At 28.5% G+C, this 21,366-nt stretch carries 19 protein-coding genes and 1 pseudogene; 9 read left to right on the forward strand and 11 right to left on the reverse strand.

The genetic code is table 11. From position 1 onward, the window contains the following. Positions 1-147 precede the first annotated feature (147 nt). The 11 genes from JJC03_RS10110 to JJC03_RS10160 all read right to left on the reverse strand — a co-directional run bounded on the left by JJC03_RS10110 (position 148) and on the right by JJC03_RS10160 (position 8,164). Positions 148-495, reverse strand: a complete 348-nt coding sequence (locus tag JJC03_RS10110; protein WP_235873238.1) for a hypothetical protein — start codon at positions 493-495, stop codon at positions 148-150. Then, complete coding sequence (locus JJC03_RS10115) at positions 443-1,423, reverse strand: hypothetical protein (RefSeq protein ID WP_235873239.1); 981 nt, start codon at positions 1,421-1,423, stop codon at positions 443-445. Before JJC03_RS10115 ends, JJC03_RS10110 begins: the two co-directional genes overlap by 53 nt. Then, positions 1,404-2,084 carry a hypothetical protein gene (locus JJC03_RS10120; RefSeq protein WP_235873240.1) on the reverse strand — a complete coding sequence of 227 codons (681 nt, stop codon included), beginning with the start codon at positions 2,082-2,084 and terminating at the stop codon, positions 1,404-1,406. Before JJC03_RS10120 ends, JJC03_RS10115 begins: the two co-directional genes overlap by 20 nt. 615 nt (positions 2,085-2,699) lie before the next feature. After that, positions 2,700-3,452 (reverse strand): hypothetical protein, encoded by a 753-nt coding sequence (locus JJC03_RS10125; protein ID WP_088445170.1) that lies wholly within the window; start codon positions 3,450-3,452, stop codon positions 2,700-2,702. 600 nt (positions 3,453-4,052) lie between these two features. Then, positions 4,053-4,352, reverse strand: coding sequence for a hypothetical protein (locus JJC03_RS10130; RefSeq protein ID WP_088397755.1), 300 nt, complete (start codon positions 4,350-4,352; stop codon positions 4,053-4,055). A gap of 25 nt (positions 4,353-4,377) precedes the next feature. Beyond that, a complete protein-coding gene (locus tag JJC03_RS10135; RefSeq protein ID WP_088397756.1) occupies positions 4,378-4,602 on the reverse strand; it encodes a hypothetical protein in 225 nt (74 codons plus the stop codon). Between the two features lie 34 nt (positions 4,603-4,636). After that, a complete protein-coding gene (locus JJC03_RS10140; RefSeq protein WP_235873241.1) occupies positions 4,637-5,461 on the reverse strand; it encodes a hypothetical protein in 825 nt (274 codons plus the stop codon). 150 nt (positions 5,462-5,611) lie between these two features. Beyond that, positions 5,612-6,931 (reverse strand): hypothetical protein, encoded by a 1,320-nt coding sequence (locus JJC03_RS10145; protein WP_103715116.1) that lies wholly within the window; start codon positions 6,929-6,931, stop codon positions 5,612-5,614. Continuing rightward, on the reverse strand, positions 6,924-7,481 hold the full coding sequence (locus JJC03_RS10150; RefSeq protein ID WP_088397759.1) for a DUF6046 domain-containing protein: 558 nt from the start codon (positions 7,479-7,481) through the stop codon (positions 6,924-6,926). Before JJC03_RS10150 ends, JJC03_RS10145 begins: the two co-directional genes overlap by 8 nt. Positions 7,482-7,492: 11 nt before the next feature. Continuing rightward, entirely contained in the window at positions 7,493-7,960 is a 468-nt protein-coding gene (locus JJC03_RS10155) for a hypothetical protein (RefSeq protein WP_088397760.1), read from the reverse strand. A gap of 12 nt (positions 7,961-7,972) precedes the next feature. Further along, on the reverse strand, positions 7,973-8,164 hold the full coding sequence (locus JJC03_RS10160; protein WP_088397761.1) for a hypothetical protein: 192 nt from the start codon (positions 8,162-8,164) through the stop codon (positions 7,973-7,975). Positions 8,165-8,806: 642 nt separating this feature from the next. Between JJC03_RS10160 and JJC03_RS10165 the strand changes: the two genes are divergently transcribed. The 9 genes and pseudogenes from JJC03_RS10165 to JJC03_RS10205 all read left to right on the forward strand — a co-directional run bounded on the left by JJC03_RS10165 (position 8,807) and on the right by JJC03_RS10205 (position 20,775). Further along, the gene (locus JJC03_RS10165; RefSeq protein ID WP_235873242.1) at positions 8,807-9,625 is read left to right on the forward strand and encodes a hypothetical protein; all 819 of its coding nucleotides are present in this window, start codon (positions 8,807-8,809) and stop codon (positions 9,623-9,625) included. Positions 9,626-9,711: 86 nt separating this feature from the next. Next, positions 9,712-12,696, forward strand: coding sequence for a hypothetical protein (locus JJC03_RS10170; RefSeq protein WP_235873243.1), 2,985 nt, complete (start codon positions 9,712-9,714; stop codon positions 12,694-12,696). Positions 12,697-12,732: 36 nt separating this feature from the next. Further along, positions 12,733-13,263 carry a hypothetical protein gene (locus JJC03_RS10175; protein ID WP_235873244.1) on the forward strand — a complete coding sequence of 177 codons (531 nt, stop codon included), beginning with the start codon at positions 12,733-12,735 and terminating at the stop codon, positions 13,261-13,263. 987 nt (positions 13,264-14,250) lie between these two features. Further along, complete coding sequence (locus tag JJC03_RS10180; protein ID WP_235873250.1) at positions 14,251-14,517, forward strand: hypothetical protein; 267 nt, start codon at positions 14,251-14,253, stop codon at positions 14,515-14,517. A 38-nt stretch (positions 14,518-14,555) separates the two neighbouring features. Then, a complete protein-coding gene (locus JJC03_RS10185; protein WP_235873252.1) occupies positions 14,556-15,215 on the forward strand; it encodes a hypothetical protein in 660 nt (219 codons plus the stop codon). Positions 15,216-15,453: 238 nt separating this feature from the next. Next, positions 15,454-16,047, forward strand: a complete 594-nt coding sequence (locus tag JJC03_RS10190; RefSeq protein WP_235873254.1) for a hypothetical protein — start codon at positions 15,454-15,456, stop codon at positions 16,045-16,047. A 671-nt stretch (positions 16,048-16,718) separates the two neighbouring features. Beyond that, positions 16,719-17,556, forward strand: a pseudogene (locus JJC03_RS19420) (IS982 family transposase); the annotation flags it as partial. Between the two features lie 550 nt (positions 17,557-18,106). Next, entirely contained in the window at positions 18,107-20,257 is a 2,151-nt protein-coding gene (locus tag JJC03_RS10200; RefSeq protein WP_235873256.1) for a polysaccharide lyase family 8 super-sandwich domain-containing protein, read from the forward strand. Between the two features lie 2 nt (positions 20,258-20,259). After that, positions 20,260-20,775, forward strand: coding sequence for a T9SS type A sorting domain-containing protein (locus JJC03_RS10205; RefSeq protein WP_235873258.1), 516 nt, complete (start codon positions 20,260-20,262; stop codon positions 20,773-20,775). The last annotated feature ends 591 nt before the right edge of the window (positions 20,776-21,366 follow it).

A 21,366-nucleotide genomic window follows, 5' to 3' on the forward strand; every position in this document is an offset into this window, starting at 1 on the left:
GTTGTTTTGATAAGTTATATTTAATTAAAATATTTTAAAGTTCTTCTAATTTTTTAATTCCCATTTTATCAAATACGTTTTGATCTTCATATGATTTTAATTCACTTTGAAGTTGATTTAATTTTATTAATTCTTCGTTAGTTATTATTATTTTGAAAGTGTTAATAACGTTATTATTTTATTAGTAGAAGCACCATTCGCTTCAGTTATGTAATTTTCATATACTAAATCATTATTAGTATTTGTGAATATTTTTTGTCCAGATAAATTTTCAGGAACTTCATATAAATAGCCACTTAAGTTATTTTTTTTAGTATTTAATTTCGTTGTATCTAATGATAAGAGATTCGAATAAAAATCTCCTCCAAACTTAAATGCAGTTAAGTATAATAGGCTATTTGAAAATTTTAAATATTGACCTCTACTGAAAGAGAAAAGACATTTATTTGTTTGAACATTGTTGAAAAAAAAGCCTATCAGCTCTTTTTCCTCCAAAAATGGTATTTCTAATTTGACAAGTAGGATCAAAATCTAGATTAATATAAGTAACTCCAAAAGGAGTAGCATTAGAAGGCATTCCTCCAATTGTTACGCAATTCATATAACCATTGTTATTTATTTTTGACGTGGCTAGAATGTGTAAGCTATCAACAAATCCTTTGTTGTTTAAAATAAGGTTGTCAATAGCAGTTATTCTTATTAAACCTATTTTATGTTCTGAAGAAGATAAAATTGTACTTCCTGCCATAAAAGTGGATAAACTTATACCATTAGTGATTATAATCTCAATCGCATTTTTTTCATTATACTGACTATTTAGATTTAGAAAAATACTATTTTCTAAGTTGTTTATTTTTAGAGAATTTATAGATTCTAATTGTTCTAAAGGGAAAATAAAAAAATCTTTACCATTATTTGTAGTAGAAACAGTGATAGTATGTTTGAAAATATTATTATCTACAGTTTCCATCATAGCTCCGTAAACGAAATTAGGTGCTGTAGAACCAGTTAAAAAAGGATTAAAAGTGCTACCTAATTTACTGAAATCTTGGAAAAAGTTAATATTTTCAATATAAGGAGCGATATATCTATGTGATTCGGTTATTTTTATGTTTGCTAAGGTGCAAGAATTGATATCGTTTAAATTATAAAGGGAATGATCTGTTGCATTACTGAGAATATAATTTGACCAATCAGTATCAGACAATTTATAACGTCTGTATCGTTGTACACGCCAGTCTTTGTTAATGTCAATTTTTTTGTTTTTGGAAATGCGTCTTGTAATGAATCCATTTCTTGTTCCGATCGTTATATCATTTTCATTTTTAATATCTGAATTTGAAAAATCATATTCTAAAAATTCACCAGGAAAAGTTATACTTTCAGCTTGAGTAGAAAATGAGCTATTTGAAATTGCAGTCAAGCAAATTTTTTTCAATAGGCACTGTTGGATTTTCAATAGCTGACATTTGCATATACGGTGTTCCATCATGTACCTCAGTATTAATTACTCCTCCTGGTTTTATAATAGCTTTTAAGTTTGAATCTAAAATAGTTTGATTTGAAGTGATTGAATTGTAACGCTGTTTTTTGTATTTAAAAGTACTACCGATTATCGAATGAAGACCATTAGAGAATTTTAAATAATAACCTTGGGAATAATTTGAAGCTACCGTTGTTTTATCTCCTACTTGTATATTTCCTATATAATTATTGGGAAGACTTACTACTTCAATTTCAAAGCCATCTGTTAAATCTGTTAAAGGGGGAGAAAAGAAGCCATAATTGGAAACAATTGATTGATTTGTTATTGTTTTTTCAATGGGAGAACTATTTGTCCCTTCGATATAATATTTTGTTTGATAATCAGATAAAATATATTTTTTCCCAACAATCAGATTTTTAGTATCGATTAGATTTTTTAATTCTTGGTAAGAATACTCTTTGTTCTCATCCTCTTTTTTAAAGAGTTCGATAGCTTCTTCTTTTGTAAAAATACTATCTATTAATTGGCTGAACTGATCTTCAGTTGGTTTGTCACCTTTTTTGAAATATGATTTTAATTTTTCTTTGGTTATTTTCATTTTAAAATTAATTTGATTTTAGAAAGTGAAATTTTTTAAATAGCTATTTTATATATCGGATAGTGATGATTATTCTGAAAGAGAGATTTAGATCAAAGACTGGAGTCTAGTTTTTATTTCAAGATGATAAAAAATAACTTTTGTATTTTAGACATCATTTTTAAATGATATTAATCCTATTTTAAATCTGCTAGGGGAGGTGAATAATGTTTGCTTATAAACCATTCATATTCCTGTAACTGTTTTTGTTCTTTGCAGAAATGTTCATCTATTTATATGATTTTATAATTTAACTTTTGTTTAATGAACTAAATAATTTGTTGAGTTTTAGTTTTGAAATTATTATTTATTTGAAACTATTCATTAGGTTTATCTTTGTGTAGTATTTATTTTTTAGGATTGTAAATAGATAATAATAGTACTAAAAGAATCTCATTCTAGATCGTATTTAGTACTATCCATCATGGTAAAATCAGTTTATACGAATTAAAATAGCTGTTAAAGATTCTACTAATTTTGTTTTATCATTTACGAATAATAAAATATTAGAGATTACAGAAATACTAGCTATATACCTTGTTTTCTAGTTTTTAAAATTATTTTTTATGTTAAATTTTACCAAGTTGCTACTGAAAATCTTACCCATTTGTTTGTAGCTGTACAGATATATACATAATCAGGGGTAATTCTAATTTCCCCGATTCTACCGTTAGCCGTAGAGGATTCTGGAGGAGTGGTTTTAATCACAGCGACTGTTCCGCTTACCGCAGGGAAAAAAACTGACAAATAAGAACCTTGTGGGACGTTTAACGTGTCGGCTCTAATACTAAGAAAGTTATTTCCTAGTCCAAATACTAGACCTGTACTAGGACTTAGTTTGAGAAAAGATTCCCTTCCGTTATTGAAGGGCTCCCCTATGATTAAACCATCATAACCAGCTCTAAATTTATGTTGTCTGGTTGCACTTATGTTGTTATCAAACGAAAAGTAAGAGTCATCGGACAGATCATTAGCTATAACGGTTCTTCCAGCAGCGATTACTGATTGTAGATTCGTATTATTTTCTTGCGGTGCTAGAATCCAATTTCCATTACTTCTTACATATTTTTGTCCGTTAACTGGCGCTTCTTTAATGCAACCTATGCTACTACTTGATATCTCTTTGATTGTATTATCTGAGCTACGCACTAATAAATTATCATTTATATCCCCTGTTCCTACTGTCATAAGTTTGATTGGTTTTGTAAAAATTTGTGCGTTTATTTTTTCATTACCACTCTGACTATATGCATTTGCTATCATTACGATAGTCGCAATACAACTTAATACTAATTGCTTCATAAATTTATTTTTAATTGTATATTCCATAACTTGTTAATTTTGTTGAATCACCACCATTATACGTTGCGTTTATAAATTGTTCCTCTACAAATCCTTGAACAAAGTCACCAATCTCTAAAATATTGTTATTTGAATTTGGAGCGACTTTAAATATTTGTAATTCTCCTGTTTTGATTATTAAATTATTACGTTCGTTTAATGTGTTTATAGTTTGTAAAATAGGATCGATTCCTTCTATTTTTTCTATTGGAATTTTTTCTTTTTATGCCAGTAAGAGTCCATCCATTCCCAGAATTGTTCTTGTGTTGGTTTTAAGCCTTTCTTAAACCAGTTTTTTAATGTTGAAATGTCTATCATAATACAATATTAGTTAAGTTATAAAATTGATTTTAGTTTGTATAGATTTATGAATAAAGTATCTTGTCGCTGTATTTTTTAAATTAGCGATTAAAGATGGAATCGGAAAATCTAATGATGATACGCAACGTAAATTGCTGAAGTGCGCTTTTTGTAATTCTAAAGAATAAATTCCTTTTCTGAGTGTAAAAGTACGATGGGTTAAATTGAAAAAGAAATTTTTAAAGTCTGGTAATCAGTAGTTTCAGTTTTTTATTTATAGAAAAAACGTTATCGTTTTAATTGTTTAAAAAAATCAAAATTGATTGAATTTAATTTTTCAATGCAATATTTAACAATTAATTCATAAAATGAAGTGGCAAATAAATAAGTGAACAAATAGGAGTTAATACATTTTTGTCCACAACCATCTAAAAAATAGAAAATGATTGAAAAAAGTAAAGAGGAGCATAAAATTTTATAACTATCCTTGATTTTAAGATCAGGTGTATATTTGGTTATGAATAAACCACCAACCACTATTATTCCTAATAATAAATAGTTGAGATTTGAGTTTAAAAAATCGGTCATAATGATTGTTTTTAAATAGTTGTTTTTAAGATAGTGTTCCAGTTCCAGTTCCAGTTTGAGCACTAGCACTGCCTGTTGTTGTCACGGTTACATTTACGGTTGCTGATTTTACATAAGTGTCAATTGCTTCAGCTAATTTTTCGGCAAAAACCTCTGTTGGATCAATATTTTTGCCGTCATTTAAATCATCCTTTAAATTTTTTAATTCTGATTTAATTTTATTCTTTAATGATGTTACATTTAATGCCATTTTTTAATTTTTAGATTTTTTTTAAAGTTGATTATTATTCTAATATTTTGCCGATATTGGTTTTTAATTCATCGAACTTTTTATATTTATCTGGAGTAAGAGGTGTCGAACCTATAGACATTGGATTAGTTGTTAAAGGTTTTAATAATTCAATTAAAGCATTTAATTGTGATAGTAAATCTTTACCTCCAGCTTTAATTTTAAATTTATCTTTCATTTCAAAAGTTAAATCATTATTCATGAAAGTCACGTTGTCTTTAGTAATTTCTGCTTTATAACCATCTTTAACAGTTATTTCAGTATGAGTTTCATCAATCACAACTTTTTGTTTTTCTTTTGCATCTTGATCGTTAAACTGAATGCTTAAATTAGGTGTTCCTGCTGAGGTAAGTGTGCATTTTACACGCTCTTTGACATTACTACCATTTACAGTAGATAAGATCGTTTGTTGTTGTGTTCCTGTTTGTACCGTTTTAGAAATCTCTTTTCCATCCTTATCATAAAAAGCAGTGGTTATTTTAGAATCTTCAGTCGAAGCGTCAATTTCAAATTGCGCTCTTTTATTATATTCTGGTTTTGTATCAGAATCATTGCTTTTATCTTTTTTTTCTTTGAACAGAATATTGCATTTTGAAGCATCAGTTTCCATTTCAAAGTATTGTTTTTCATCTTTTTTGATTCGGACTACAGTTCGCTCAATTTCTGAATATTGCGAAATAAAAGCTCTTGTTTCTACGCCTTCGATGATAGAAGCTAACACCCAACTGTCTTTTTTAGGGATAAGCAAAATACCTTGTTCTTTGTTTTGAATATCAGCTTTCAGACGCACATTATTGATAATTGCACCATCGCTTCTCATAATATCAATAGTATAGGCATCTTGATCACTATGTAGTGATTTTTTTCTAAATTGATCTTGATCACTTTGGCCGCAAAGGTTTCTATAATTCGATTATTGCGGGCTACTTCTTTTATTAAATTGGTTATATTTCCCATAGTATTTGTTTGATTAATTTACTTCTACTCGTCTGCCTATTTCGATGGTTTGTCTATATCCGTTTGAACCAAAAGTTCTTTTTACAGCTTTTACTAGGAAGGTACCATTCTTTTCTTTTTCTTTTGCATTTTCTAGAATCACTTTATCGGTAGGTCGAACAAAGGGTTCTCCGAATGTGGTAAAGGTTCCTTCAAGTCCAGAAGGTTTTGTTTCCATTGCCCTTAATGCTGCGTACTGAAAAAGTTCGGCAGTTATTTTGGCTACCTTTTCTTTAAAAGGTGTTTTTGTTTCTGATATATTGTTTTTATTGTCGTCATTATGAATTACATAGGTTTTTAATAAAGGACCATTAGAATCGCCTAACTCGACAGCGATAGGTGTATTCGAATCGTTAAAATATTTTTCAACACGAATTCTTGAGTTATTGGTGATTTCTCGAACTACTGTGAGATTATCGTTAATAATATTATATCTAAATCTAAATCGTGCTTTTCCTAAAAAAGCATCTGTGTTAAAGGCTTTATTTATATTATTAAGTTTTGGCCCTAAAATATCAAGTCCTTTGTTAACTAGTTTTTTTGTTAAAAGCCCAGCTATAGGATGTGCTATAAAATTTCGGTCAATAAATCCTCCAATTTCCTTAGCAGTATGCTGTTGAGGATTATTGGTAATCGTTAATACAGGTTTGAATTTTTCCATCTTGAAATAAGTATGTATTCCTTTTTCCTTGAGCATCTCAAAAACCTGCGCTAATGATTGGTTTCTGTTGATCATAATATTTCCTAAGTCTTCATCTAATGCGTTAATCTTAATAGGAAGTTTTAGTTTATTTATTTTCTTTTCAAAGAAAGTTTTAGGATTAAAATTCTGAATATTAATAGCAGGGTTAGGACTGATCATATTCCATTGATCTTTATTGGATGATTTGGTTTCTTTATCATCTACTGCTTTGACTTTTTTTAGAGCATACATAATATCTTCGCAAGTAATAATTACAGGATTATCGCCACTAACTCCTGTTATATAACCTCTAAAAGCTGCTCGATATTCATTGTTGTATCCTAGGTAGATTTCTATAAAGCTTTCTAGTTTTAGGTAATCATGAATAGAGTCTTTTTTCATAAAGTCTGTAACATCAGCTAAAGCACTTTGGTTGAAGTTTTTAGAGTCTTTAAAAACTCTTTTTGGCATTTCAATTTTAGCTGTGTCTGTTAACGTATTATAAGCACTTACTATTTCTACATTTTTTACATAATTAAATTCGTAAAATTTAGGAGTAGGTATCAGTTTATAGGTTTCATAAACCTTTATTTTAGCATTTAATTTAAACATTGTCTCTAATTATTAATTCAACAATTTCATCTGAGGTAGCACTAATCGAAAATTTTTGAATATTTCGAGTGCTTGAAATAGAAGGAATAGAGTAGGAATCAATCACAATTTCATAAATTCCAAATCGATTCATGATCGCATGTGTTACACGTAGGCTATACGGTGCATTTAAAAATTTTCGGAGTAATAATAATTTATCTTTTGGATATTCTACTCCATTATCACTTGCTATTAAGCCTTCAATGGAAATACTAAAATCACCATTAGTAATATGTTCTTTTATGGTAGAATCGCGCCCTTCAATTCGTTGTTTATTGATGTCTTTGGATCGACTCAAATTAACCGTTACCGCATCTATTTTTAAACTAGGTAGATTATATCCTTTTTCATTTAAAGGTTCAAAAATTAAGGGAGCAAAAACTCTTAAATTAAAATCACCACCATTAGAATCTATTATAAAATCTTTAGAATCAGTTGTGCTGTAATCAATTCCGTTGTAGTCGCGTTGTTTGTTGTTTAAAATATCATTTATGTCAATATTGAAACCCATAGTTTAAAGTATTAATAGTTATACAAATTTTGTGGTATGACTTGTTTTAGGATGTCTTCTAGTTTGTTATTATTGTGTTTTTGTAGCCAAAGAGCTTCTTCTAGCATTTTATAAAAATCGTCCATGTTTAATTGATATGGATCTACTTTAAACATATAGCGTATTAAGGCTGCTGATTTTTTAAATTCATCTTCAAAAGGAGTTGGATTGATCGAGAATTCACTATACTGTTGCATTTTTTCTACCAACGCATTACCAGAGGATAGACTAAATTCATCACTATAGGTATCAACGGTTAATAAGCATTGGTTAAATAAGGTTAGTATGGCCTGATGTACATCATTTTTGTAGTTTTTTTGATATTCAAGAAATATTTCATAGGTGGGAATACGGCAATAAGCTATTTCATCAGAGGTAGAGAATTTGAGTATGTTTCCCACCTTTTCTTTCCATTTTTCTAATGCTTTGTTTTTTTCCATTTTTTTTATTTTTTAAATACTACTGTCTTTACGTTCTTTTTCAATAATATCTTTTATGTTTTCGTTTGATCTATTTGAATTCGTTATAAAATTGAAATTTTGAATTACAATTTTTTTATAAATGCTATCTTTTGTCATTTCATGATCTATGGGATTTTCTAAGGTTTTACTTATTTCTCCCAAATCTTTTTTTACATGTTCCATAGGAAGATTTTTTAAAATTACACTAATTATTTATTAAGGATAAATGCCGAAATGAGGCTGGTTATTTCGCTTTTTTTGATTGTTGTAACAGTACTGTTTTGAGAGTGTAAAATTAGTTTAAGAATTGAAAATAAAATCATTTTTTAAGCTATCAAAACAGTAGTTTCAGTAAGTGGTTTAATTACTGAAACTACTGTAAATAAGAGGGTTGTGAGGATTTTTTTAATAAGTAACCGTTAATTTTACATCCGAAAATAAACAAAAAAATGAAGCGAGAATTATTCCTAAAAATAGCTTTTTAAAACCAGTAAGAGTTACCCCGAAGTCCCAAGCTAAAAGTCATAGGGTCTCTAATTTTTTGAAAATACAAAAGGATTTTTGTTTCACAACTGCACCACTATATTGAGTGTCTTGTTTTTTCTTTTTACTTGCAGAACATCGAAATTTTGTAACTCTGAGACTTTGAAACAAACAACACTTCAAGTAGATGTGTTTTCCTATTATAAAAAAAAATATAGACAGATGAAATCGTCATAAACTAGAAATTTACGTAAGTAAATACCTATAAATAAAAACGACCGAGACGAAGTCGAACTGGCGAAGCATACCCTATGTGACCTATAACAAATAAATTTCACACCTATGAAAAAAACAGATATAGAAAGTTTAACCATACAGTTAGACCATTTTGATACTTCCAAAGATTCTAAAGAATTTTCTGAAGCAATTATGCAACGATTAGAAAAAATTGCTGCTACTTGGGAAAATGAAGAATCATTAGAATCACTTTATTTAAAAGAATTAGCCAAAGAATCATCATCAGATACTACAGTAACTTCAACCTCAACCGGAGGAGGCGCTACCGCAAACACTTCAAGCGCGCAAAAATCATTTGCTGGTAGCACTACTCCTTCGGGCATGGAGGGTGTTTCTGGGGGTAAAACTAACGCTAGTACTAGTAATACTAACAGTTCTACGACTGGGACTACCACTTCTGGAGAGGGTTTTACAGACGCAGAAGCCTCAAATTCGGATTCTGAAAATAGCTCTGGAACTGATCAGGTTAATTCGTCATCTACCCTTACCTCCACAACCGCAAATACAACGGCAGCAGCTGCCCAATCTTCGGTTTATTCAAGTATTACGAGTAACGAAACCATTCCAGTACCCGCAACACTCTCTGTATCAACACCAACGGATTCTAAAGTTTTAGAAGCGGTGAAGAAAAAACGTGAAGAAGCTATTTTAAATAATGATGCTCAGGCAACAGCCTATTGGAATGGTATTATAAGTAAAATAGAAAGCGGAATCACTGTTGCCACACTCTTAACAGATGATACAATAGCGAAGCATCCATTATTTGATTTGTTTAAAACACTTACCCAGACCACACAAGAGGTATATAATTTTGATTGGGATTCAGTTAGCAAAAAAATGATTAATGCTATTGAGCAAAAATAGTAAGCGGAACTATAAGTGCCGCTTCAAAACAATATTGGACAAATATTAAAGCAAGATTAAAAGATCCTAACACAAATATAGCCAACTTGTTTGAGGAGTATGACGAGTTGTTTTTATTGCTCAAAGAGGTAGAAGGCTTAAGTGAATTACCTAATAAAGTCACCTTCTTTACAAAAACCAAAGTTTATCCTAATCTGAGTCCAAATAATATGTATGCTGATTTGGGGACTCAAACCGTGTACACTTTCTTAAAAAGATTGAGTGAAAAACATGATGATGTAGGAGCAGGAGTGAATCATGGTGGCGTTTATATTAAAAATAGTGATGTAAAATCTTTTATTGCGGGCGAAACCTTAGAATTTGGTATTCATGAAACCTTTATCAATCAGCTAAAAAATGCTAAAGAAAACATCAATTGGATAGTTTATAAAGATGGTAACAAAAAGAATAATAGAAAATTTGTCGATCATGGAACCACTTTGAGTTATAATTTTGGAAAGCCTGGAAAGTATACTATTGAAGCTTATGGAAAATCATCGGGAGCTTTAAAGTCTAAAAAAACAGCTGCTTTTGTAGAGGTAACCATCATTAATCAAGAAATAGTAGTTACAGCACCACAAACGATTAATGGAGAATTTGCAAGACCTTTCACGACCGAAAAACCATTTGTGGTAAAATTAAAAGAAAATAAAGTAGCGAAACCATTACAACCAGTTGTTTTAAGTTATCAAATTGAACATAAAATAAAAGAGAAACGCATATCTATAACTGATTCTAAAGTACTTCCTAATGATGGTGTGATTAATCTAGCAATGCCACAACTAGGAACTTATATTTTACTAGTTAACAGTAACGATCAATATACGATTACTTGCAAAAAAGAATGGAAAATCATTGAAAACTATGTAGAAGCTATTGAGATTATTAATAATAAGAAGCCTAATAATGTGTATTTGCATTCGGATACGCCACAAGAAGTAACTTTTGCCGTTAAGAAATTTAAAATCGAACCACCTACACCTGATGAGGTGGCTAAAGTAAAATGGTTAGTATATAATGCAAAAGGAAGTGCAATTGTGCCTAAAGGATTACAATTAACTACAGATGCTAACGAACCAGGAAAACCCTATATTGTAAAAGGGAAAAAATTCACTTTCCAAATACCACAAAATGAAGGGAAATATTTTGTACATGCTTATTGTTTTGATAAGAAGAAATCAAAAGATTCATATAAAATTGAAATGGTAATCCCAAGAGTTACAGAAGCCAGTTGGACCGATGCCCAAGGAGACAAAAAAGAAACCACAGGTTTTAAAGGCGAAATTTCTATAATCAAAGCCAGTATTCCCAACTTTGGTAACCAAAAAGTACGTGTTTTCTTTTATGTAAAAAAATCAGCTAATGAGGTATATTCTGCAGCACATGAGTATTATAGTGATACGACAACTGATGCCAATGGAAATATTAACAAGCCTATTGTTTTTGATGATAGATTGAAAAGCGAATTTAGATTAGGCAATGGAGAAAATGCCTTTTTGAAAATTGGTTTTGTAGGACTTATTGATAATCAATTTTACAATTTCAAAGAAGCAGAATACAGTGCTAAAGATGTTGAAATAAAATTAACAACCAAAAGACAGCTTTTAGATTTATACTTTGAATACGACGGCAGAAGAGTATTAGAAACAGATAAAGTACCGTATGATGCTAAGAAAAAAACAGCCTTAACATTAGTCGCTCATACCCGAAATATGGCAGGGGAAGAAATAAAATTCACGATGCACAAATTAGGAGAAGACTCTTCACTAGAAGACTTTTCTGCAGCAAAAGTGAATCAAGACGGTATTGCAAAATTAGGTTTTACTATGAAAGATGTTAACCAACTCAAAAAAGGCGAAGCCGAAACGTATTTTGCAGGTATTGAAGGTTTTTCTGCTAAGCATATTAAGAATAGAACGCTGGTGTTGCAAGTGGGAGCGAAGTGGGATAGTTTTGAAAGAATTAATGGAGAAATTGATTTTATAAAATTTTTGATGGATAATGATAAAACTTTATCTAGAACCTTTAAAAAAAATTATACTCCAAAAGATGCAGAGAATGCATTATTTCTTATATATAAGTATTTTGGTGGGGATATTTCGAATATAATTGAGAAAATTTTTAGGAGCGAGACAGATCATTTTAAATCTCCTCAATATAAACTAGCAGGTACAGGTGGAATGGAGGCTTTTGGTAGTGCTCCTTATTATGGTTGGTCGGAGACTTTTTTTAATAAATATTCTAAATTTAAACCACTTGGTATAACTTCGTTGTATGAGGGCGAAGGTATAAGTAAACAAGGAGGTAATGCTCAAATTAAAGATAGACCTAAAGATTTTGTTGTTATGCCTTCTGTATTAGCAGCAATGTTATATTTAGTTGATTATATAATTAGACATGATGGAAATTGGGCACGTTGGCATTCTACAAAAAAAGAAAATCAAGAATCATATAGAGAATCAATGAAAGGAGTTATTCCACGTTTTGTAAGATCTTTTGATAAAAATGGACTTTCTGAAATTGCAAAAAATAATAATAATGAAATAAAAGTTAAATTACATTTTGAAGGGAAAACTGCAGTTGAAAATTCTTTATCGGAAAAAACAAAAAAGATTTTAGTTGAAGTTGGAAATGCGAGTAAAAATTATGATATTTATATAACTAGTACTGCAAGATCTACTTATGATCAAGCTAGAATTATGTATCAAAATTGTTCAAAATCTAATGGAGTTAATACACAAAAAGGGATATATAAAGATCCAGGGGATAAAGTTATTGATGTGTATGCAAAAGGTATAAAAGATAAATTGTCTAAATCGCAAATAATTAAATTAATGGAGGATAAAATTAAAGAATTAGGTCCTTCAACTGTTTCAAAACATATTGCAGATTATAATTTTATTAATACATTTGACATTTCTTATTCAAAATTGTCAGATAAAAAAAGTTTTTATTCTGAAATGTCAAAAAGAAAAGAATTAGATAAAATTTTGATTGAAAATAATTGTTATCATATACAGGTAATTCAATAGTATTTATTTTCAATTTGAATCGCAAAATTAAATTTTATGAAATATTTTTTATTCCAATTTATTAGCATTTTTTTATTATTTAGTTGTAAAGAAAATGATAGCTCAAAACAAGACATTAAACAGTTAAAACAAGACGAAATTTTAAATTCTCCAAAAGATACTTTAAAAATACTAGATAAAAATGCAGTCATTATTTGGTCACCTAATGAAGAGGAAATTAATGTTTTAAAAACTGAAAAAGGCGAGGATTTTTATACAATAGCTGATGATGTAAATGGCTATATTGCTAGTATATCCGAAGAATTGGAATTAAAAAAAATAAAATATATTGATTCAGATGCGCAAGTTATTTATTTTAAAAACGAAAATATTTTTTTAGATAAGAGTAAAATTAAAAATAACTGGAATATAGTGTATTTATCTAATGGTAAAATAAAAGTTGATTCTCCTGTAGATTTTGACAGCAATAATCTTACTTCAAATTTTTATTCAAATCAATCTAATTATGATGAAAATCAATGTGTAGATATTGTAGGCAAAATTATTGAAAAGGGAAATGGCAATTAAATTATCCAAATATTAAACAAACAGGATATGATTTTTTTATTGATAGAGCAACAAAAAAGAAATCTCAGTCAAAATTACATCAAAAGACAAAGATGATCCTACAGTTATTTGGTTACATATAGATTTAGAAAAGGATTTATTAAAGGATGTAACAAAAGATGATATTGAGCCAACTTTTATTGAAAAAGTAGATGAAAATTTGATGAAAGAATTCAAGGGTAATTGCTTGAAGCATTGTTTGGATTGATTTAATTTATATTTACAGAATATATATTTCGATAAAAATGATAAAACACTTTATATTCTAATATTATTTTTTGGAATTAGTTGTAAAAAAACTAATGAAATTGATTTGCCAACAAATGAAAATATTAAAAAGATAGTTTATTATCTAATCAAGATTTAGAGAAAAATGATGCTAAGAATGTTAAATTTAAGTATTTTAAAGAAGAAGAAGGTTTTTTTATTTATGAAAATTATAAAATAAAAGAGTTTAATAATAAATTAAGAATTTATAAAAATAAGAAAGTATTTGAAATAGATTTTGATGGTAAAGAGTATGAAGGGCCAGGATTCGTTATTTCAATTTTTCGAGAGAAAAATATAGATAACATATTAATTGAAGCAACATCTGAAATTGGGACATCGTGGTATTATTCATTAATTTTTAAAGATGATAAGATTACAAATAGTTTTTTTATAAATGAACCAAGAACAGATTCTGAGGTTTATTCAGTTAATGATTTTATCAACCCTTCTATTAGTGGAAATCAGATTGTATATCAATTTGAAAAGAGTAAAATAGCTCCATATTCTAAGACTCCTAATGGCTTAAGTAATACTAAGGATTATTTATATTTAAGAAAATCCATTGAAAATGACATTTATCTCAAAACAAATAAATATTTAGTAAAATCTATTTCTGGAAAATTAACAGGTAAATTTACAGTTTCGGTAGAAGGAGATAGTACAAATCATGGTATGGAAATGTATGAATATCAAATTGATATTTCGGAACATGGAATTTCTTTACACGAGGTTAATAGAGACTTTTGCGGTGGAAGTTATAAAGGAATTGAGAAGGATAATAAGCTAGAACTTTATTATATTCAAGATAAAGATGAAAGGTGTGTACGAGTAAATTCTAACTACACCATCAAAAAAGAAGGAGAAAAATTTTATATTAAAGGCATTGGTGGAGAAGGGACTTTTCATCAATGGATAGAATTAAACAAAGTAAATAAATTTGAATAAAACTAAAGCTACCTAAGAGTAGCTTTTTTAATAATAAAATGAAAAAAACAATTGCATTTTTATTTTTCACATTTTTAGTTAGTTGTATAAATAAAGCTGATCATCAATCTTTTGAAGTAAAAAAAGAAGTAGATGTAAATAAAAATAGATCTACTAACAAAAAAGTTTTAGAGTATCAAAATGATGAATATTTAGATAAGCTTGGATCTGGGCTTCTAAGAATAAATAATATTAATAATCTTCAAGAAATTGTATTTTTTTTAGATAGTAATTGTACAAAACCAATAGATAAAAAAATATTAATTGGTACAGATATTATTCCCTTCTTGTATAAGACAGATTATGGTATTTTGTTTTTGAATTGTCTAGAAGAAGATAAAAATAATTATCAAATCTATGCTAAGCAATCACAAGTAGTTTACTTACCAAAGAGTGATAAAGTAATTTATTTTGATTGGGAATATTTCATTAAAGATGAGGTTTTAGGTATAGAATTTAAAAAAAACATACCCACTTACTATAGCAATTCAATTAATGGAAAATCCTTAGATATAAAACCTTCTTCTGATGATGAAATAGAAGTTCTTCAGATAAATGACGAATGGATTCTTATCAATAATCTTACTATGAAAATGAAATATTGGATCAAATGGAGAGATAGTAATAAGATTTTGGTTTATTTTAATTTATTGGTTTAGCAAATTATAGGAGATAGTTTTTTCTGTTTAGATACGTAAATTCCTCTCACTTTACGCCATAATAAAAAGCTACAGTATTATATTGTAGTTTTTTTATTGGATAATTAATAGACTCTTATATTAGAAAGGATATTAGTTCGGAATAGTTCACAGTAAGGGGATTTTGAGGTGCGTAGTTTTTTTTAGGGAAACATAAGAGTTAATCCTGAAAATTATACGAAAACAAAATTTGATAAAAATGGAAAATCAATTAAATAAATTAAAATTACTCGTAAAAACAATAGTTTTATTGGTTTTGTCAAGCAGTATTGCTCAAAACAAGTTATCAGAAATAAAATTAGGACAAAATGAAACAAAAGTTGATTTTTTTGATAAAAAATATTTTGATGGATACAATTTAAGTATAGATGAATCAAACATATCAGATCATCCTCTATTCAGCTATTTAAATTGTGAGAAAGAAGGTTACTTTACGGTACACTTTGTACCTAAAAGTTCATCTATAAGAAGGTTTTGGAAAAATGAATATCATAACAAATATAAGTATGAGTATGACGATTTGGTTACTGAAAATAAAATTATTTCTGAATTGTTAAAAAACAAATTAGAAAAATATACTATTTTTTCTTTCCACATAAAGAAACACTATTTAAATACAAAGGATGGATGTACAATAGAAAGTGTTTTTTTAAAAGATAATTCTATTGCTGATTTATATCTATACGATCAAAAATTAAAAAAATGGATTTTTTTAAAAAAAGTTAAAAATAAAATATTACCGCCATATGCAGGAAGTAATTTTTTTATAAATAACTTTGTAAAATATTTTTAGGCTATTCATTTTTTTATTACGGTAATCTCAATACAATGCTGTTTTGTAAGACAGAATTTTTTCCGTATCCACAAAGTTGAGTAAAACCAAAAAAAGGCAGTCCTTTTGGACAGCTTGATTAAAAAGATTACCACATTATACTTTTTATTAGGAGATTGACTCAAGAGCTAATTTGCTAATTTAATTTTTATAATATCAAAATTATTTTATTCTTTATAAGAAAGAATGGTTAAAATAAAAAACTTTAAAACCAAAGATAAACATACTAAAAAAATAAAAGTTACCTCTCCAGCTTACTCCGCAGCAAAAAATCAAAATGAGGATAAAATACAGATTCCTGTGCATTCGACATTGAGTGAATATAACTTAAATCCCTTAAATTATATTTGGCCACGTTATAATATTTTAACTTAGAATGAGGTATCAAATCCATATTATGTTTTATACATTCTTGTAGATATTTTTCAAGTGAAGGAAATAATGCAATTTTAGTAAATGTATTTCCTGATATTAAGGGGAGCTTGCATTTGAAATCTTAATTAACGTGAGTTCGACATAAATATGATAAAATAGTTGCATAAAAAAGTAAAAGGTGGTATGTTTAAGTTGTTGTTTATTAAATGAATAAAAAAAAATGCTTATGCTTTCGCTAACTAAAATATCAATTATTTTTTGTTCCTAACTGGAAAAATGAAATGATTTCTAATGAAAAAAACGGATTAGAAAATCGAATTTATCTCTTTCAGAAATAATTGCAATTCAAGTTTTTTTACATTTCTGGATATAAAAATTTTAAACATTTTATCTTGAATATGTATGCAGATTTCTAACAAAAGAATTTTTAAATTTAGTGAGTTATAATAGAATGGTTGAACTAAAATCATCTTTATTTATTGCCAATGATGATTTACTTAAAAACAAAAGGTTTGGCAGACTGTACAGGAATTAAATTTGTTGATTTTACCCCATTGAGAGTATGTGATAAAAGAAGAATTGGACAACATAAGCATTTAAAGAAATAGTCCTAAGAGGTCAATGCTCTCTTGATTAGTTCTTGGGTTTCAATCTCCATGTTATAACGAACGATTGTGGAGGAATTATAGACCCCACACTTACTCCAACAAATGCACACGATACAAATCCTCTAAAAATGAAAGGTTTTATTGATAAACTTCCCGGAAAACTATTGGGAGACAAAGGATATTTATCTAAAGAACTTTTTCAATCACTTTTTGAAAACAGAATTCATCTTGTGACCAAGTTACAAAAGAATATAAAAATCAAATTATTAACTCGAATTCAAGATGCTTTTCATCTTATAAAAAGAGCAATCATTGGAAGAATATCTGCCTCATTAAAAAAGTATTTTTCAAGTCGAGCATTCTAGAAATTACTCTCAAACAGACTACTTCAATAACATATTTTCAGCTCTAATTGCTTATAATTTTACAGAGAGAAAACCATTACTAAAAAATAATTTTGTAGACAAAACAACTAATACTTTTTTAATAATTTGATGTCGAAATCACGTTGTCTAAAAAAAAACGGCCTAAATTGAAAGTTTTTTTCTTCACAAACCTTTATATAGTGACAATACTTGAATGAATTATTCATTTTTCGGAAAAAATAAAGCTAATGAAATTAAAAATTTTAAATAGAATTAGATTTTATTTAAAAATAAAACTCTAAATTTGTGTAAAACAGGCAAATATTTTAGCCTTGTTAGACTTAAGACCTATCACTTCAGTAGAAATTTATCAGCGATATATTGATGATAATCTAATGAGCCGGATGATTAGAAATCATCATTATTCTACCATTTTATTTTAAAGATAGGTAATAGATTATATTAAATTTTTCTAATTGATCTAATTTTTATTCATGTCTCTCTTCTCGTAGCAATTATACTAGTTGCTTGGATTGTTATTGAGTTAAATTTAAGACTTTATGAAAATTAGATAAAAAAACTTAATCGTGGCTAAACGCTTAATTTAATACTATTAAGCATAGCCTTAATATTAATAAAAACAAAAGACTAATGAAACAAAAAAAAATTTTAATGACAGTACTATTCTTATTCAGCCTCCTAAGAATAGATGCTCAGTGTTTACCTACTTTTGTTCCTGATTTACCTTTAAATGCTAGTGATGCAACTATTAAAACTGAAATTCAAAGTATTTATGATAAAGCTAAAAATGAAAGATTAGCTGGGACTCAACCATCAACAAGCAGTTTAAATACGGCTATCCAACTTTATGATAATTTGAATATCGTTGTTAATGGTACTACTATTACAGGTAATCCTATAACGGATTATAATAGATTAACATTTTTGAATACATTTGTTGACCATTTAAAATTTAATCCTAGCGATACTGCGGTAATTGAAAGAGTTAATAATTTAATATGGTGGGTTTCAGAAAACCTTTGCAATAAGACTTTGTCGGTTGATACTCATGGCTATGTCTTTAAGAACTTTTCGAGAAAAGGATTTTTTTGTACAGAATATTTAAGTACTCAAAATAAGCAAAGAATTCTCTATATTATGGAAAAAGAGTTTGCTGATTGGAATGTTTTTTGGAAACCAGCTTATAATTATACGACCCAAACGACAGAAGGTGTTATTAATACAGATGATGTTTATAATAAATTAGATGCGCTTATTCCTTTAATAAAATGTTTCCCAACTGAAGAGGAACAGTACCGTTATATGTTAACTTTGAGCCGATTTGTAACCCGATTTGCTTCTGTGTATACAGAGGGAACCTATGACGGTCTGAAACCAGATGGTAGCGGATATCATCACTGGAATAATTATGAAACGTATATGTATGCCTATAATACACTTATTTATTGTCTTGATGTATTTGGTACTACTCGTTTTCAAATAGATGCTCCTGCTTATAAAGTGTTTAGAGATGCTGTTATGCACAAATTATTAATTTCTAATGATGCTGGATGGATACCGTTATCTATGACAGGTAGAAGTGGTAATTGGGAAATGATATCAGTAGATCAAAACTCTATAAAAAAATTAGCTATTGTTGGAGGTAGTATTTTAGGTTTAAATACAGCAGATCCTGTTTTAGCAAGTATCTATAATAAAAGGTATGGAGTGGAGTCTTCTTTTAATTATACTACAATTGCTCTTTTTGATAATGGTTTTTATCAAAATAACCATGCAAGTGCAGGTATATTTAGAACAAAGAATACGGTAATAGTAAATAAAGGATTTAGTAACCAGCTTTGGGGAGCAGAAACCTTTAGTAATAGTAATAGATATGGTAGATACCAGAGTTATGGGGCGATGAATATCGTATATCCAGGAACAGCTAATACAAATGGTTTTGATAATACAAAGTGGAATTGGAATTATAATCCAGGGGCTACTACTAAAGTTTTATCTTGGAGTGATTTAATCGTTCCTTGGCATAGAGTAGATGAATATTCAAGTGAAAGATTTTCGGGATCTTTGCAATATGAATTGCAAAATAAAGAATATCTAAGTGAAGTTTTTGGGAAATTCGGAATGTTTGCTATGAATTTTAAAGAAGCAAATAACACAGGATGGGGAGGTACTCCAACAGGGGCTAATACACATGATACTTCTTTTACCTTTAAGAAATCTTCATTTTTCTTTGATGATCTTATTATTTGTTTAGGTTCTAATATAACTAATAATGATAGTAATAATACGACTGTTACTTCTTTATATCAAAATGTAACATCTCCAAAGAATGTTATTGTAAATAATACTGGATATAATTTAACAGGTGTAACATCAACTTATTCAGGAACCACTGCAAACTGGGTTCTCGATAATTTTAATACAGGATTTTATTTGGTTAATGGAAATAATGATTTAAAAATTCAACGTAAGAATCAACAAACACCATCGCATAATCAAAATAACCCTATGATTTTAAATCCCACTGCGGAAGCAGCTATTGGATTTATTGATCATGGTAAAGCTCCTAGTAATGCCCAATATGAGTATGTAGTGATTCCTAATACGAATGTTTCAGAGATGCAATCTTTAGCTAATTTATTCCAAAATATTAATACGAAGCCTTATACGGTACTAAATAAGGATAGTAAATCGCATATTATTAAGCATACAGCATCAGGAATATATGCTTTTGCTCTTTTGAGGCTAATACACATCTTCCAGGAGGGACAAGTATTATTTCAAATGATCAACCTTGTTTGATAATGTATGGGCCTTTAAATTCTAATTCAGAAATGACATTGAGTTTATCAAATCCCGATTTAGGTCTTCCAGATAAAAGAAGTTTTGATTCATTTAAAGTTCAACCTATCGAAATTACACTTGATGGAGAATGGAATTTATCGATGTCTAATAAAAATATTCAATTAGTATCTTCAAATTCAACTAGTAGTACATTTAGATTTTTAACTAAACAAGGTTTACCTATTGAAGCTACTTTTAAAAAAACGGTAACTTTAACAAGTCCAAGAATTGGTACTTCTTTAAATAATAAAAATTCTACAAAAACTATTTTTGCATACCCTAATCCAACGAGTACTGTTGTACGTGTTGATAATGTTCAAATGAATTTAATGAATACTAAATTATATAATTTGCAAGGGCAAGATTTAACTCATTTAGTTGTAATAAACACAAATACAATTGATATGTCTAACTTGCCTACAGGATCTTATTTGTTAAAAGTAAATAATGATAATATTACAATTTATAAGAAATAGGTAAGATTTTGAATCGTAATGGACTAAAAATCATTTTTTAATTTTACTTTAAATATGATTTTATAGATAAAACTCAAATGAAACGTTAGGAATTTATTACAGCTAAAAATGAATTGGAATCTAAAAAAGTACTCCATTTTTTATCCTCGATGTAGTAAAACTACAGCTGCGAGAAAAAATTTTGGTGCATTTTATCTTTCTGCTCTTTTTCATATTTATTATAAAGTCTATAGCGTAATCTGGGTTAAAATATAAAAGAGAGTGTCTTGAAAGTTAAAAAATCTGTTATTTATCAATCTGATGTAAACAGGAGGAGTTCTATAATTAATATTATGTGATTTTATACTTCTTGTTCAAGTAAGGACTCTTAAGTCTTCAATTTTGGTAGGATGATAAGATTGAGGACTTTTAAGGTACTCCCTTTTACAAATAAAAGTTTTAGTTATGTAGAGGCTGTCCAAAAAGTCCGAAATCTTGTCATTTCGATCAAAGGGAGAAATTACATAGTACTGATTATTAGACTCCTCCTTACTTAGGAGTGACAAACTGTGTGTTGATTTTTTACTTTTAGGACAGCCTCATTTAACTTAA

Origin of the sequence: Flavobacterium oreochromis (genome assembly GCF_019565455.1) — a bacterium.
In the GTDB taxonomy this organism is placed as follows: Bacteria; Bacteroidota; Bacteroidia; order Flavobacteriales; family Flavobacteriaceae; genus Flavobacterium; species Flavobacterium oreochromis.